Annotated in this window: 12 protein-coding genes; 6 read left to right on the plus strand and 6 right to left on the minus strand. The window is 41.9% G+C overall.

Going from position 1 to position 15,597, the window contains the following annotated elements; translation table 11 throughout:
• Positions 1-178: 178 nt before the first annotated feature.
• Positions 179-1,663, minus strand: coding sequence for an McrC family protein (locus ACT3SX_RS00875; protein WP_442069556.1), 1,485 nt, complete (start codon positions 1,661-1,663; stop codon positions 179-181).
• A gap of 15 nt (positions 1,664-1,678) precedes the next feature.
• On the minus strand, positions 1,679-3,142 hold the full coding sequence (locus ACT3SX_RS00880; RefSeq protein ID WP_442069555.1) for an McrB family protein: 1,464 nt from the start codon (positions 3,140-3,142) through the stop codon (positions 1,679-1,681).
• Positions 3,143-3,477: 335 nt separating this feature from the next.
• On the opposite strand from ACT3SX_RS00880, the gene ACT3SX_RS00885 reads away from it, so the two are divergent.
• From ACT3SX_RS00885 to ACT3SX_RS00895, 3 genes are all read left to right on the plus strand, one after another.
• A complete protein-coding gene (locus ACT3SX_RS00885; RefSeq protein WP_442069554.1) occupies positions 3,478-4,176 on the plus strand; it encodes a DUF4442 domain-containing protein in 699 nt (232 codons plus the stop codon).
• A 436-nt stretch (positions 4,177-4,612) separates the two neighbouring features.
• Positions 4,613-5,440 (plus strand): thiazole synthase, encoded by an 828-nt coding sequence (locus tag ACT3SX_RS00890; protein WP_192518155.1) that lies wholly within the window; start codon positions 4,613-4,615, stop codon positions 5,438-5,440.
• Between the two features lie 263 nt (positions 5,441-5,703).
• On the plus strand, positions 5,704-7,125 hold the full coding sequence (locus ACT3SX_RS00895) for a WS/DGAT/MGAT family O-acyltransferase (RefSeq protein WP_192518156.1): 1,422 nt from the start codon (positions 5,704-5,706) through the stop codon (positions 7,123-7,125).
• Between the two features lie 75 nt (positions 7,126-7,200).
• Here ACT3SX_RS00895 and ACT3SX_RS00900 read toward each other — a convergent pair whose 3' ends face one another.
• Together ACT3SX_RS00900 and dxs are read right to left on the minus strand one after the other, a co-directional pair.
• Positions 7,201-8,028 (minus strand): inositol monophosphatase family protein, encoded by an 828-nt coding sequence (locus tag ACT3SX_RS00900; protein ID WP_192518157.1) that lies wholly within the window; start codon positions 8,026-8,028, stop codon positions 7,201-7,203.
• Positions 8,029-8,430: 402 nt separating this feature from the next.
• Positions 8,431-10,479 carry a 1-deoxy-D-xylulose-5-phosphate synthase gene (gene dxs / locus ACT3SX_RS00905; protein ID WP_192518158.1) on the minus strand — a complete coding sequence of 683 codons (2,049 nt, stop codon included), beginning with the start codon at positions 10,477-10,479 and terminating at the stop codon, positions 8,431-8,433.
• A 466-nt stretch (positions 10,480-10,945) separates the two neighbouring features.
• Here dxs and ribA point away from each other — a divergent pair, with 466 nt between their 5' ends.
• The 3 genes from ribA (at position 10,946) to ACT3SX_RS00920 (ending at position 13,528) form a co-directional block, all read left to right on the plus strand.
• Positions 10,946-11,638, plus strand: coding sequence for a GTP cyclohydrolase II (gene ribA, locus ACT3SX_RS00910; protein ID WP_192518159.1), 693 nt, complete (start codon positions 10,946-10,948; stop codon positions 11,636-11,638).
• Positions 11,639-11,645: 7 nt separating this feature from the next.
• On the plus strand, positions 11,646-12,650 hold the full coding sequence (gene hemF / locus ACT3SX_RS00915; protein WP_192518160.1) for an oxygen-dependent coproporphyrinogen oxidase: 1,005 nt from the start codon (positions 11,646-11,648) through the stop codon (positions 12,648-12,650).
• Positions 12,651-13,045: 395 nt separating this feature from the next.
• Positions 13,046-13,528: a c-type cytochrome gene (locus tag ACT3SX_RS00920; RefSeq protein ID WP_192991804.1), complete on the plus strand. Its 483-nt coding sequence runs from the start codon at positions 13,046-13,048 to the stop codon at positions 13,526-13,528.
• A 277-nt stretch (positions 13,529-13,805) separates the two neighbouring features.
• On the opposite strand, the gene ACT3SX_RS00925 is transcribed toward ACT3SX_RS00920, so the two are convergent.
• Entirely contained in the window at positions 13,806-14,762 is a 957-nt protein-coding gene (locus ACT3SX_RS00925; RefSeq protein WP_192991803.1) for a mechanosensitive ion channel family protein, read from the minus strand.
• A 104-nt stretch (positions 14,763-14,866) separates the two neighbouring features.
• Positions 14,867-15,442: a lactoylglutathione lyase gene (gloA, locus tag ACT3SX_RS00930; RefSeq protein WP_192991802.1), complete on the minus strand. Its 576-nt coding sequence runs from the start codon at positions 15,440-15,442 to the stop codon at positions 14,867-14,869.
• Positions 15,443-15,597 lie beyond the last annotated feature (155 nt).

The raw sequence follows: 15,597 nt of genomic DNA on the forward strand, positions 1-15,597 counted from the left end.
GTTAACGCTGCTCGCTATCGAGGTGCACATATTAAGGGGAAAAGATGATTGTGTCAACACCTATTTTTGATTAATTTAAAAAAAAGCTAAATTATTTCAAAAGTACTTATTTTTCGTGACACAGCGCTTATACAGCACCCTACCCTTTCGATAAGATTTAAGTCTTATCGAAGGCTGATTATACTCCGTTCCAATCTGGAATCAAGCCCTTATTTACCTTACCAGTGAGAACATTAAAAGGAACGAGCCATAACTGAGTAATATCCCTATGCACATCAACGTCTTGACCATGAAGCGACCGTTGACTGAGCGCGATAACCTGCCTATCGTCACCTTGTACAGGGTAGACTAACCAAACCTGTCTTGCTTGATATGCCTGCGCATAACTGGTCAACTGATAAGCATCGCTGGCACTGATATCAGCTGCATGAGATAAAGCTTTCCACTTGATATCGATGACATGACTATAGCTACCTGAAACACTAATCGTAGAGGTGTTTGCTGTATCACTCCGATCTTGATAAATATCTGTATTTATCGATGGCTTATATATGAGCAAATCAGGACGTATAGACAAGCACGCCTGTCCTTCTAAATCACTGAGCCAGATACTTTGTGCTTGATATAGCGGCTTATAGTTCGAACTCACCTGTCTGAACATTGAGGCGATACGCTGACTTGCCCATTGTTCAAAAGCTTGATTCATATCAATCAACAGGCATAAACGTGGTCGCGATAAATTTTGTTTAAATGCTTTGTTTGGGTCAATAATATAACCCGCAGTGCTATTTGACTGTTGTAATAACCAATAAGCCAAATTCACCAGTTGTTGCAGAGCTTGTAGCTTGTTTATTTGAAGCGGCAGAACGGCTAACTGCTGCTGAGCTTGATGGTATATGGTATCTAGCCGCTGCAGTTCAGCCTGACTCAGCACAGATATTGAATGCCACGCCTGCACAGATTTAGGTACCGTTGAGGTGCTGACTAAAGGACTTAATAACGCCAGTGCACTCTTAATCAACCGATTACTTTGCATGTCTTGACTCAGAATACTACTTTCACAGATGAACTTATGCGGATGCATACTGTTTTGGCGTAGCTGCTCTCTGATAAGCAACCGCCCTTGTAACGATGCTTGATTATGGGTTTGCGACTGATAATGCTTGGTTGGTTGATGCGGTATCAATCGTTGCAAAAACTGCATACTAAGCCAATCTGATAGTGGCAATGTGGCTATCGGTAGTACGCTATGCTGATTACTAACCTGACCTAAGTTCTTTGTCCTAGGTAGTTTATTGGCGATGCGGTCACTGCTATCAATCAAGTCTGATAACATCGCTTGTACCCATTGACGAGTTTGTATGAGATTACTGTTTTGAGTAGACTGGCTCAGCTTGGGTAATATTTCCAATATCATGCCGCTAGGCAGAAGAATAACACCAATATAATGTCCAACTTTTAGCTGCCACTGCCCTTGTTTACGTTTGATACTGAACACCGCAAACTCTTGTGTCATCAACCAATGAAAATCCGTTATCTGTAAAAAATCGGCTGTCGTTAGCCGTTGATGCTCAAACACAGTAATAACGTTAGTGTCAACTGAGCCAATGTCATTGACACCCTTGCTTGTACTACTCTGACTGCACTCACTACTATTTATCAATTTTTAATAATCCAATCAATATAGTCGCTGATAGGTAGTAGGTTTTGTAAACTCACCTGTCTTGGTGACGAGATCATCATTAATCTTATAACCACCTGTATTCATTGATTGTCCAAGCCATGAATTGTGCCCTGAGAATACCTGACCTTGTGCTGTTAGATTATTTTTAATATCTATCTGATGGTTTTCATCATTTGCTACCAGTGCTTGGCTGTCTTGAATAAATTGAGCACTCAATGGCTGCTGTTCATCTTTAAAAATATACTGTAACGCCGCCACTTGCCCTCCAGTGGCTTGAACTAGTTGTGGAATAATCTGCTCAACCAATGCACTTTGTAAGTGTTCAAGGCTAGTGACGGAACATAGAAAAGCATGACCCAGTTGCGCATCCACTCCTAACGTCTGAACAATACGATTGTTCAACCCTACTAATATTTTAGCCAAATCGATAACCTCGGCTTCACTGGCAGTCATTGAGTCTGTGTGTAATCTGATAGTCGATAAAATTTCAGGCTGCGGTGAACAATCAATAAAGCTAAAACGACGACGTAACGCCATATCTAGTGGAGCTAAGGAATGGTCTTGGGTGTTCATGGTCGCATAAATATCGACATTGGCAGGCACACTAAAAGCGCGTCCCGAATACGCCAGATTAACTGTCATGGCATTTGCCATACCCGTACGTTTATTTGGTTCAATCAAGCTGAGTAGCTCACCAAAGACTCGTGAGACGTTAGCACGATTTATTTCATCTATCAGCATAGCATAGCGCTGTTTAGGATTATTTGCCGCACGCTGACATAACGTTAAAAATGCGCCATCTTGAATCGCATAGCTCATCTGAGATGCACCATTATTGACATTACTTGATTGACTGCTGGCTGCCATCACAGGACGAATACCTTCAACAAATTCTTCATAACCATAAGCCTGATGAAAACTCACCATACTAAACCGCTGCTGACTAAAAGCTTGATTTTGGCTGGTGTTATTGTCACGCTTTGCCTGCTGAAACTCTTCCAATTGCTGCGATAAACCCGTTAATAACGCCATGCTTTCTGGTAACAAATACCATGCACCACTATTATCTTTATCAAAGTAAGCTTGGCTAGCACGATTTTTATAACTTACGGTGTTTGAGCTGCTGGGAGTATGCATTTGCAACACAGACCATGCGGTATTGCTTAAATTTTTCTCACGGGCGTTTTGTGAGGCTTTTGCGACAAAAAATTCATGACTGACAATTTCAGGTACCTTGACCAAATCTTGATGGTTAGATTGTAAGTCTAAAAATATCAGACAGACAACATCACGCCAGCTGAGTGCTTGCAACAACTGTTTCAGCAAATCTTCATCATTCGCTCTAGGCAGATAGTCGGTATATTGCTTGGCAACTTGTAACAGTCGATAGGTTTTACCTGTACCAGCAACCCCTGTATAAATAATATTGGTCGGCTTATGAATTGATGTATCAGGCATAGCTTTATCCAGCAGATGAGAAGTACTTAAAAGAATAAAAAACGCTCGAAAATGCTATTACTATAACGTTGCTCATCATAAAGCATCTAACAACATTACTGTTAACAATATAGCTTGTAACGAGGTTGTTTCTAGCATCTAAGACATGATGAAGTTACTGTTGGTTTTTAAGCGCAGCAGTTCATTCTAATAATAGTCGAGCGACAATAGTTAATGTAACATAGTGGTTATAGCAGCTTTTATAATACTCAGTATTTTTCTGCTACGATAGCCAGATATCGGATATGGCCTAAGACTCACACCTCATTCAATCCATATAAGTTAAGGAATTTTGTATGTCAGGATTATTAAAAAAACTCCCTACTAAGCTGACCAGTAAATTACCAGTCAAAATGACTGACAATACAAAATCGCCAGCCGAAAAACAAACCAGCACGCTCAAACCTATTAATAACCAATTCACCAAACTGTTATCCGTGACGAAGTACTTACCCGCCAGCGCCCGATCGAGCATTTTATCCAAAGCCTTTGGTAAAGTAGTGCCGTATGTTGGCACGACGGGGGTCTATTATGAAACGGTCGACCCCAATCAGGTGGTGGTTAGCTTAAACAATACCAAGGCTGTACAAAATCATATCGGCTCTATCCATGCCGTTGCAATTACCTTGCTGGCCGAAACAGCCACAGGTTTTATCTTGGGTTTAAATTTACCCTCTGACCGTATCCTATTGATTAAATCTTACTCGGTTAATTTTTATCGTCCTATCAAAAAAGGCCAAATTGCTGCAGTCGCAAGCTTATCTGATGAACAGCGTTTAGATATCTTGAACACGCCAAAAGGTGAAATGGTTATTCCTTGCGTGATTGATGACCGTGAGTCTGATAGTAAACGTGACCCAATCGTGGTTGAGATGACATGGGCTTGGATACCTAAGTCTGAACTAGAAGCACGCCGTAAAGGTAAAGAAAATAACAAAGTCACAGAAGTTAATACTGACACTGAAACCACCACAGAGCCCGAAAAAACAAACTAGCTATAAACAAATGAGCGATAGTTCATATCACTACAGGTAAGTACGGTAGCAGATCACTTAGGGCGTATTCAACGCACCCTTATACCATTAGCTATAGTCAAAAAACTCTCAAATAAATACAGAACTACTGACTGCGGATTATACTGTAGTACCTCTAAGGAAGGTAGTACAGTAGTGGTTTGGTAGTTTGTCGGCTATAAGTGGTTAAACTGGGTAAAGATTGTCAGTAAGCACGCATGAGTTTGTTATAATAGTTTCTCATTTCGCGCACGTAACAAGGCTTGCCTTTAATGCTAGACGCTTTCTTATCTCATCGTCACCATTATCATCAAAAGCAACTGTCTATTACCGAATAACGACCTGCGTTGAATGACCTTTACAGTTAATCTTGCTCTTTGTTTGTTACCTTTGTTCGCCCGCTATTAGGATTATCCTTATGTCACAACAAGCCGTTTCTCCTACTACTAACCTTACTCCACTTTCACAAGATACTTTTACTGTAGGCACTCGTACATTTTCTTCTCGACTGCTGGTTGGTACAGGAAAGTATAAAGACATGACCGAAACTGGTGCTGCTATTGCCGCGTCAGAAGCTGAGATTGTCACGGTTGCTATCCGCCGAGTCAATATTGGACAAAATAGTAACGAACCTAACTTATTGGACGTTATCTCACCCGATAAATACACCATCTTGCCCAACACGGCTGGCTGTTTTGATGCTGAGACTGCTGTTCGTACTTGTAAGCTGGCACGCGAGCTATTAGGTGGGCATAATTTGGTTAAGCTTGAAGTTTTGGGTGATGAAAAAACCTTATATCCAAACGTAATGGAAACGTTGAAAGCTGCCAAAGTATTGATTGATGATGGTTTTGAAGTGATGGTCTATACCTCAGATGATCCTATCGTTGCACAGGAACTAGAGAGCATGGGCTGTGTCGCCATCATGCCACTTGGTAGCTTGATTGGTTCAGGTCTTGGTCTGCTCAATCGTCACACGCTCAGTTTAATCATTGAAAATGCTAAGGTTCCCGTACTGGTAGATGCTGGCGTTGGCACAGCCTCAGATGCTGCACTGGCGATGGAACTTGGCTGTGATGGCGTACTCATGAACTCTGCGATTGCCAATGCTAAAAATCCAGTCATGATGGCGCATGCCATGAAACATGCTATGTGGGCAGGTCGCGAAGCATTTTTAGCAGGTCGCATGCCGGTACGTAAAATGGCAACTGCTAGCTCGCCACAAACTGGCTACTTTTTTCAGTAAAATTTTGACTTAGTGAGATTGCATCACACTTAGCATTTGTTGAATATAATAAGAAGTCAGCCACATAACAATAAGAAAATTTGACGGTAGACCCGCTTATATTGAGAGGTTATTTTAATAACTGCCTAAAACTTATTGAGCAGTCATATAGTTTCAATACCATATAGCTTCAATGTCATATAGTCCTAATACAGACTATATGATTGCTTAATAGGCGCTCATGATAGCTTCTCATTTAACGTATCGTCATAAAAGGATTTATTATGCGACTTCTCACAGCAGTCGATCAATTATTTTTGTTTCTTGAGTCGCGTAAACAACCCATGCATGTTGGTGGCTTATTTGTATTTGAAGTCCCAGATGCAGCAGATAGTGATTTTGTCTATCAATTAGTGAAGCAGATGCAGGATTCCTCTGTACCACCGACCTTTCCTTTTGATCAGGTTTTGGAGCATTTGGTATTTTGGAACAAAGACAAAAACTTTGATGTCGAGCATCATCTTCATCATGTCGCGCTGCCAAAACCTGCACGAATACGTGAACTGCTGATGTATGTGTCAAGAGAGCATGGACGTTTGCTTGATCGCGCCATGCCTTTATGGGAATGCCATGTAATTGAAGGTATCAACCCAGAGAATGAGGGCGATCCTGAACGCTTTGCTTTATACTTTAAAATCCATCACTCCTTGGTCGATGGCGTAGCAGCCATGCGCCTCGTACAAAAATCTCTCTCACAATCGCCGCTTGAGCCAGTGACACTACCAATTTGGTCTTTAATGGCACGTCATCGTAATCACGCAAACACGATATTACCTTCAAGAAGATCCATTAGGCGTATCGTTAAAGAGCAAGTATCTACTATTAAACCTGTATTTACAGAACTGCTAGATAACTTCAAAAATTCTGGCGATGAGGGTTATGTCGGTACCTTTGATGCACCAATGAGTATCTTGAATAAGCGTATTTCAGCCTCACGGCGGATAGCTGCACAGTCTTATGATATACAGCGCTTTAATGATATTGCCCAAAGACTACAAATCAGTAAAAACGATGTGGTCTTAGCCGTTTGTGCTGGAGCACTGCGTCGATACTTGATATCGATGGATGCCTTACCAAGTAAGCCTCTCATTGCTTTTGTACCGATGTCACTGCGTACGGATAACAGCATATCAGGCAATCAGGTGTCATTTGTTTTGGCCAATTTGGGCACGCACGTCAATGATCCATTACGTAGGATAGAGCTGATTCATCGTAGTATGAATAATAGCAAACGTCGATTCCGCCGAATGAATCAAGCACAAGTCATCAACTATAGTGTCATCGCCTATGCTTGGGAAGGTATTAATTTAGCCACTGGCCTATTTCCAAAAAAACAAGCTTTTAACCTTATTATTTCAAACGTTGCTGGTTCCAAGAAGCCTCTATATTGGAATGGTGCGCGCTTACAATCTTTGTATCCTGCTTCTATTGTATTCGATGGACAAGCCATGAATATCACCTTAGCCAGCTATTTGGATAAGATTGAGTTTGGTATTGCCGCTTGTAGTAAAGCATTGCCGCATGTACAAGACATGCTCGAGCTGATAGAAAAAGAATTAACGCTATTAGAAATAACAAGCAAAAAACTCGAATTTCAAGGTATTACCGTGAAAGATAATAAAACAATAAAAAAGCTGGCTCCTTAACGGAACCAGCTTTTTATGTACAGGCTATGAAATACAGCCCTCTCAACACTAATGTCTATCTATACTAAGACCTATCTATACCGCATCGCCCCATAGTGGCACAACCACTTGCATGAGCGGTTTCAATAATTTGACATTACATGCAAATATCGAACCTGATGTCATCGAGTTGTGCGCACCTGTATGATCGACCACCACACCACGTGCTTCAGTGACGATAAGCTCACCAGCAGCGATATCCCACGGCTTAATAGACATCTCAAAATAACCATCAAAACGACCAGCTGCTACATAGCATAGATCTAGTGCTGCTGACCCTAAACGACGAATTTGACCGCCCGCTTCAGAGACTTTTTGTAAGCTTTCGAAGTGCTCTTTAGCATAAGAAACAACCTCGCCATTGCGTTTACGCTCTAGCGGATGACCCGTAGTAAATAAACCACCATCAATGGTTTTGCGTTCGCTGACATTGATACGGCGCTGATTCAAACGAGCGCCTTTACCACGGCTAGCAGAGAACATCTCATCACGAACAGGATCATAGACCACACCATGCTGAGTAACACCTTTATGCTGTACCGCAATAGATACACAGAACTGTGGCACGCCATGAACAAAGTTTTTGGTGCCATCTAGCGGATCAATGATCCAGCACCAGTCAGCATCTTCACCGATACCTTCTTGCATACCAAACTCTTCACCCAAAAATGAATGATTTGGATAGCTGGCTTTTAGCGTCTCAATCGTCAGCTCTTCACTGAAACGATCAATACGCGTGACCAATCCGTCGAGCCCTTTCGACTCGATATCCAACTCGATTTTGTGGCGGTTTTGATGCGCATATAAAATCTCTTTACCAACTTTTTCAGCAGTACGCGCTGCGATGACGACCATGGGTTCCATAAATAACCTATTTGCTTGATGAATGAATATAAAAATCAGACTAACTTTGTGCCCACAACATGCCAATTAGACTAGCCGCATCACACCACATCTATGCGATTTAAAAAACGTGTCTTTTATCAATAAAAACTGATAAACGACAACCGCATTATACTAAAATTGTTCGAGAAAAACGAAAAAACCATTACATTCGCCAAACCAACCTATGTTTTGGTGGTCATTACAAACTGCGCAAGTTGTAAAAAAGTCAGCACCCACGGCTAAGTAGGCGTCATTTCTATGTATGAGTGTCTTATTAACTAAAATCGCCACTCTGTCTCAAGAGCGTTGCGAGCTCAATACTGTCAATCTTAAAAACTGCAATCTTTAAAACTGGTAGTATATCAAAAATCAGAATACTACTTATGATAATAGCTGCTGAAGCTGCTTAACCACACCATCAGTATCCAACCCACAATCGGTCATTTGTTCGGCTTGTGAACCATGCGCAATAAAGCGATCAGGAATGCCAATATTACAAATCACAGGGGAATAATGCTTAAAAGCAATCGACTCGTTGAGCAAATATTCGTTTACCGCACTACCTGCGCCGCCCATCAGTACATGCTCTTCTAAAGTTACGATATGGGTAATGCCTCGGGCTAGTAACAAATCTAACAGTTCAGTATCTAGCGGCTTTACCCAACGCATATTGACCAAATGCACCTGGCAATTTAATGCCATCTCATCAGTGGTAATAGCTTCTGCTGCTTGCTGAGCCGTTGCCACCATCGTACCAAACGCTAGCAATGCTACTTGCTTGGGCGCATTATCGCTACCTGATACAGACTCAACTGTCGCTTGACCGATTTTGTAAGTTTGTAAAGGCTGTTCGATAATAGCACCTGTTCCAACACCGCGTGGATACCGTACTGCCGTACATCCTTGATATTCATAGCAGGTATTGAGTAGATGATAACATTCGTTTTCATCTTTTGGTGCCGCAATCACCATATTTGGCACACAACGTAAAAAGCTAAAATCAAACACGCCAGCATGGGTGGCCCCATCTTCACCGACCAAACCTGCTCTATCAATCGCAAACATCACATCAAGATTTTGCAACGCAACATCATGAATCAGCTGATCATAACCTCGCTGCAAAAACGTAGAGTAAATCGCGACAATTGGCTTAACACATTGCGTTGCCATACCAGCGGCTAGCGTGACAGCATGTTGCTCAGCGATGGCCACATCAAAAAAACGCTCTGGATAATGACGAGCAAACTCAATCATCCCCGAACCTTCTTCCATCGCAGGCGTGATGGCAAGCAGATTCTTGTCTTCGGCTGCTTTATCACATAAAAACTGTCCAAACACTTGCGAATACTTTAATGCAGGCTTATTTTCTACCGCTTTAGCCGTTTTAGCTTTCGCTTCGCTCTCTTCAACAGGTAGCTTACTGATAGCATGATAGCCGACCGGATCTAACTCAGCAGGCGCAAAACCTTTACCTTTCGTGGTATAAACATGAACTAAAACAGGACCTTTTAGCTGCTTAGCCAATGATAGTACCCGTAGCAGCTCAGGAATATTGTGACCATCAAACGGACCAAAGTAGGTAAAACCAATGGCTTTAAATAAATTATCTTCTACTTGCGGAACATCGCGCATCTCTTTGTGACGCTTTCGACGATCAAACCCTTGCATATCGGGACGATGACATAAGACAGGTTCACCGCTATCAGAGATATCAACCTGATAGCCGGACTCCCAAAGCATGGCTAAATGCCGTGAAAATCCGCCGATAGAACAGGATATAGACATATCATTATCATTAAGGATGACCAGTAGATCAGCATCTTGCTGTACCGCATCATTCATGGCTTCAAATGCCATACCACCTGTCATCGCACCATCGCCAATAATACAAGCAACTGTTTGCGATCGACCTTGATAACGCAGCGCTAGGCTCATTCCTAAACCCGCTGAGATAGAAGTAGATGAATGACCAACACCAAAGGTATCGTACACGGACTCCATACGCTCAGGAAAGGCAGTCAAACCATTTTTAGAGCGAATGCTTCCTAGCTGCTCACGACGACCAGTCAATACCTTATGAGCATACGCTTGGTGACCAACGTCCCAAACGATCTGATCTTCTGGAGCATCTAATAAATAATGTAGCGCAATGGTCAATTCAACCACGCCCAAATTGGCACCAAAATGCCCGCCACTCTGACCAGCTGAGTACAGCAAAAAAAGCCGTAATTCATCAGCTAAGGTAATAAGCTGAGCTGCGGTAAAAGATTTTAAATCAGAGGGTACATTAATACCATCTAATAACGGCGTATGCGGGCGCACACGCGGAATGACAGCATAAGTCTGCTGCAAAGTCGACAACTGGGCAGCAGACGTGGTGGCTGATTCAGATACGGACTGAGACTGTGGGGGGTGGGGTGACTGCTGCATAAACCGTACGATACCTACCAATCTGCTGACTAGACGTGCTTTAGAATATAAAGATAACTATAGCTAAGCGACGTCAATAATATCTACATCATTATTGATGTGACTGACCATATAATTATTCATGCTACGCCTACGCGCATATAGCTACGTGGCGTCTAAAAGCAAACACGCCGTCATAATAGACAGCGTTTTTATACCAAGGGTGGATATTATGCCTTATTATTTTGCATCAATACCGAATGTTCGTGACGACATAGTAATGTAAGGGTAAAGACTTGTCACTGTATCCGTCAAAATAGTATGGCATAATAGCATTTTTTTTTAATGGTCGCTTTAATCATCGTGCATCGTCTGTGAACTTTGTGTGTTATTTATAATAAAGACAATCAGCACGCGTGCGTTACGAACAGGTTATACTGCTATTACAGACCTCACTGCCACAATTATCGGCTTATGCAGGACATTAATGTCATATCAATTTATTACTAGTGCCAAGCTACCAACTCGTCATGGCGAGTTTGATATTCATATATTTGAAAACGAAGACGGTCAAGAGCATGTGATGCTGACCGTTGGACTTCCTGTGGTTGCTCAAAACACAGAATTGAACAATACAGCAAACCCGAATGGTAAGATGGCAAATCAAAAACCTCATCTGCTTGAACAACAGACGCCATTGATTCGTATTCATTCTGAGTGCCTAACTGGTGACGCCTTTAGCTCACTGAAATGCGATTGCGGGCCACAGCTAAATACAGCAATGCAAGCCATACAAGAGGCAGGCTGCGGTGCTATATTATACCTGCGTCAAGAAGGTCGCGGTATTGGCCTGACCAATAAAATTCGTGCTTATGCCCTCCAAGACCAAGGGCATGATACCTTAGATGCCAATCTAATGTTAGGCTTGCCCGCAGATGCCCGCATTTATGACATGTGTGGACCGATGCTTGCTCATGTCGGTGTTGATACCGTTCGTCTTATCACCAACAATCCAAATAAGATTGCTTATCTCACTGAACACGGTATTGATGTCATTGAACGTGTACCATTACTGGTTGGAGTAAATGATATGAACGCTGAATATCTAGCGACCAAACGCGACCGTATGGGACACTTGCTAGATAAAGACCTCAATACTGCAATACACCTAAATAAATAGATATTTTATGAGTATTTCAAATATAGATAATAAGCACGATCTCTCAGAGTCAACGACGACACCGACCGATAATGACATCGCACGAGTACGTGAATTCTTAGTCGATTTACAGGCGCGAATCTGTCAAGCGTTAGAAGCACAAGAGCGTGATGGTGGCACAAATGGCAACGAGCATGCCACGTTTGTCGCTGATGACTGGGAACGTCCTGAAGGCGGCGGTGGACGCTCATGTGTCCTAGCAGATGGCGAGGTGATTGAAAAAGCGGGCGTGATGTTTAGTCATATTCATGTTCACAACCTACCAGCGTCAGCAACGGCACGTCACCCTGATATCGCTGGTCGCAAAGCTCAAGCCATGGGCGTCTCATTGGTGGTACACCCCAAAAACCCCAACGTCCCTACTAGCCATGCCAATGTGCGTTTGTTCGTCGCCGAAGCGAAAGGTGAGAACCCTATTTGGTGGTTTGGTGGTGGTTTTGATTTGACTCCGTTTTATCCGGTACTGGCTGACTGTGTTCATTGGCATCAGGTTTGCCACGACCTATGTGCGCCTTTTGGCGATCACATCTACCCTGATTTTAAACAATGGTGTGATGAATATTTTCATCTACGTCATCGTGATGAGCAGCGCGGTATCGGCGGCTTGTTCTATGACGATGTCAATACTGAAAGTCGTGGCTGGGATTTTGAAACCTGCTTTGATTTTATGAAAGCTGTAGGTAACGGTTATTTGGATGGCATTTTACCTATTTTTGAGCAGCGCAAAGACACACCTTACACCGATGAACAGCGTAAATTTCAGCTGTATCGCCGTGGTCGCTATGTTGAGTATAACCTTGTCTATGATCGCGGCACGTTATTTGGACTACAAAGTAATGGTCGTATTGAGTCTATCTTGGTTAGCATGCCACCATTGGCTAGCTGGCACTACCGCTTCGAACCTGCTGAAGGGACGCCCGAATTTGAGCTGACCGATTTTTATCTGAAACCACGTAATTGGTTGACTCTATAGTTTGTACGAATATAATAAGGACTAGAGATGTCTTCCAGACTATTGTCTAAAATATTAAAATAAGGTCAGCTATAGTAGCTGACCTTATTTATATACTCACTCTTAAAAAACTGTCAGTTACATTAAGGGATTGCGTTCATTCAACTATATATTTTAGATTATCTTTATTATTGTCCTAATAAATAGTTGTCATTTCAAAAATTACGATGATGTAACAACTATTTTAACTATAACTACGTAAATTGTGGTTACAATAGAAGTCATATTCTGAAAAAATCATTTAGAGTCGAATACGATTCTAAATAGTTATAAGTACACTTTATACCTGCACCTTGTTCAAAGCCAGCGTTTGCATACACGCATACTATTAGCAATATTTTAAAGGAGTAATCTATATGACACAGGTTCATTCTAATAAGTCATTAAAGTCTATTTTTGGTATCACATTAATGGCAGCTGCCCTAGGCTTAACGGCATGTAGCCCTTCAGCAGATGCTGACTCTAACCCTGATCTACAAGCCCGTCAAGACAGCATGAAAAACTGGGGTGATGCCATGGGTGTCATGGGCGATATGGCTAAAGCACCTGATACCTTTGATGCAGATGTCGTTAAAGAACAAGCCGCATTCTTAGCAGAAGATGCTAGTACGCCCTGGAGTCATTTCGAAGACCCAGAAAACATGGGTAATGCAACTGAGGCAGTTTGGTCTAATGCGGAAGGGTTCCGTGCAGAAGCCGAAAACTTCGAAGCCGTCACAGCTAATCTAAGCGCTGCTGCACAGACAGCGACTAGCATGGAAGACATCAAGCCTGCCTTTAGTGAAGTTGGTGCAAGCTGTAAATCATGTCATACTGAGTTTAGAGCAAAAAATGAATAAACCTTTATACTGATAGCTAGGGCGTGTCTTCAAGTCACTCGATAGTCATCTCAATGGGCTAAAAATGGCTGAATCTTGCCAAACATCGTCAAATAGCTGGTTAATATCCCGATATTATCTGCGCTATTTTCCTTGTTTGACGGCAATTTATCTCATTTTTATCACCATTTTTGAAATGAAGACACGCCCTAGTAGACAAGCATAAAAAAACCGCCACATTTTTGATAGGGCGGTTTTTTTATTATTAAAATTAAGCTATGTCCATATTAAGACATGATTACTCTGCTACTGACTTGCTCGTATCAATTGGCTTGCTTGTATCGATCGTTTTTTGCTCATTCAGTTTATTCACAATCGTCACGACAGATGAATCACTCAAATCTATCGTCCGAATTGGGAATGGAATATTTATACCAGCCGCATCAAATGCGCTCTTGATCTCTACAAAAACCTGATGAGTCGAGGCGACTTTATTGGCCTGTGTGCCATCTTCAATAAACCAACGCACCATCAAATCAATCGAAGAATCTCCAAAACCTGTCGCGATCACACTCGGCTGAGCTTTCTTTGAGACACTATCTGATCTGTCTAATGCTTGCAAAATTTCAGCTTTTGCTGCTTCGATGTCGTTTTCATAACCAATACCCACGGCCAGTTGTAATCGTCGCTGCTTATATGCCGTATTGACTGTCAACGCTGAGGTATATAAATCAGAATTGGGAATCACCACTTGCCGACCATCATAAGTTTTGATGGTAGTTGCACGGATCTTAATATCTTCGACGGTGCCCTCATATTCACCAGACACTATCTGATCGCCGATACGAAACGGCTCTGAAATAAGTAGCAAGATACCAGACAGCAAGTTTTGAAAAATATCTTTAAAGGCAAAACCAATAGCAACTGAACCGATACCAAGTGCACCGATCAACTTGGCAGGCGTAAAGTCTGGTACTGTAATGACCATGGCTATCATAATGCCAATAAAGATAATGAGCGCCCCACCCACTCGCTGAAAGACTTTAACTAGATTTTGATGACGTCTACGACGGCCTAAAATTTTATAAACAACCTTTTTAAAGGCAATCGATAAAAACCAAAACACAAGAACCACGATGATAGAAGCAACAAAATATGGAATACGTTCAAGAAAACTAACAAATATTTCATTTGCTGAATCCACAATACTTTGGTAGGTCAAAACATCAGGTGTTACTTCCTCAGAGGTGGGCATTTAGGTATCACTCCTTTGATCAGGGGGCTCGCTAACTTACTCAATCCATTAATAACTATAACTGCTTGGCATAAGCAATAACTCCTTATACCACGCATTCAAACCTAACCCATCAAGTCAGCTTGGACAATCTCAATCCAGTAACCATCGACATCTTTGATAAAGGCAATGTTTTTCATACTGCCATCTTCTGGGCGTTTTTTGTATTCGACATTGTTTTTATCAAACCAAGCAACGGCTTCTTCTAAATTAGGCACGCTAAAGCAAATATGTCCAAAACCTTGTGGCTCTTGGTTACCGTCATGGTAACTAAAGTCAGCTTGGGTTTCTGTCCCATAATTATGGGTCAACTCTAAAATACCACGTTGACGGAATGCAAAAATCTCTAAATCATCACCAGCTGGCAAATTCTCACGCTCGCTTTCTGTCAATTTGGCTAAAAAGTATAAATCAAAACCCATATCAGGGAACTTTTTGACCGCAAGCAACGTCATACCAATAACGCCTGTGTAAAAGGCTAATGATTTGGCAGGGTTTTTTACCCGTAGCATCGTATGGTTAAAAGTAAAGCCTGTCGTCTGAGCTGAAATTGGCTGCACACCAGTAGTGATTACACTGCTCTCTGGCTGATCAATGACAAAATCATTATGATTATCGGTAGCTGATTCAGTATTTGACATAGATATAGATATCCTAATATTAACAATATATTGATTTGAGAAATAAGCGCGCAAAAATTGTTTTTACGCGCTTGACCCTCTTATCATAATAAAAAATCATGAAAGGATTGAGAGGGTTTTGTAAGAGTCTGTGCTAGGGCGGGGTTTAATTAACT

The organism is Psychrobacter sp. AOP31-B2-9 (genome assembly GCF_052378005.1).
GTDB lineage: Bacteria > Pseudomonadota > Gammaproteobacteria > Pseudomonadales > Moraxellaceae > Psychrobacter.

Excerpts from the sequence above, each read along its gene's own strand:
- ACT3SX_RS00900 (WP_192518157.1), bottom strand. The coding sequence starts at position 8,028 with ATGGAACCCATGGTCGTCATCGCAGCGCGTACTGCTGAAAAAGTTGGT.
- ACT3SX_RS00880 (WP_442069555.1), bottom strand. The coding sequence starts at position 3,142 with ATGCCTGATACATCAATTCATAAGCCGACCAATATTATTTATACAGGG.
- ACT3SX_RS00920 (WP_192991804.1), top strand. The coding sequence starts at position 13,046 with ATGACACAGGTTCATTCTAATAAGTCATTAAAGTCTATTTTTGGTATC.
- dxs (WP_192518158.1), bottom strand. The coding sequence starts at position 10,479 with ATGCAGCAGTCACCCCACCCCCCACAGTCTCAGTCCGTATCTGAATCA.
- hemF (WP_192518160.1), top strand. The coding sequence starts at position 11,646 with ATGAGTATTTCAAATATAGATAATAAGCACGATCTCTCAGAGTCAACG.
- ACT3SX_RS00885 (WP_442069554.1), top strand. The coding sequence starts at position 3,478 with ATGTCAGGATTATTAAAAAAACTCCCTACTAAGCTGACCAGTAAATTA.
- gloA (WP_192991802.1), bottom strand. The coding sequence starts at position 15,442 with ATGTCAAATACTGAATCAGCTACCGATAATCATAATGATTTTGTCATT.
- ACT3SX_RS00890 (WP_192518155.1), top strand. The coding sequence starts at position 4,613 with ATGTCACAACAAGCCGTTTCTCCTACTACTAACCTTACTCCACTTTCA.
- ACT3SX_RS00925 (WP_192991803.1), bottom strand. The coding sequence starts at position 14,762 with ATGCCCACCTCTGAGGAAGTAACACCTGATGTTTTGACCTACCAAAGT.
- ribA (WP_192518159.1), top strand. The coding sequence starts at position 10,946 with ATGTCATATCAATTTATTACTAGTGCCAAGCTACCAACTCGTCATGGC.
- ACT3SX_RS00895 (WP_192518156.1), top strand. The coding sequence starts at position 5,704 with ATGCGACTTCTCACAGCAGTCGATCAATTATTTTTGTTTCTTGAGTCG.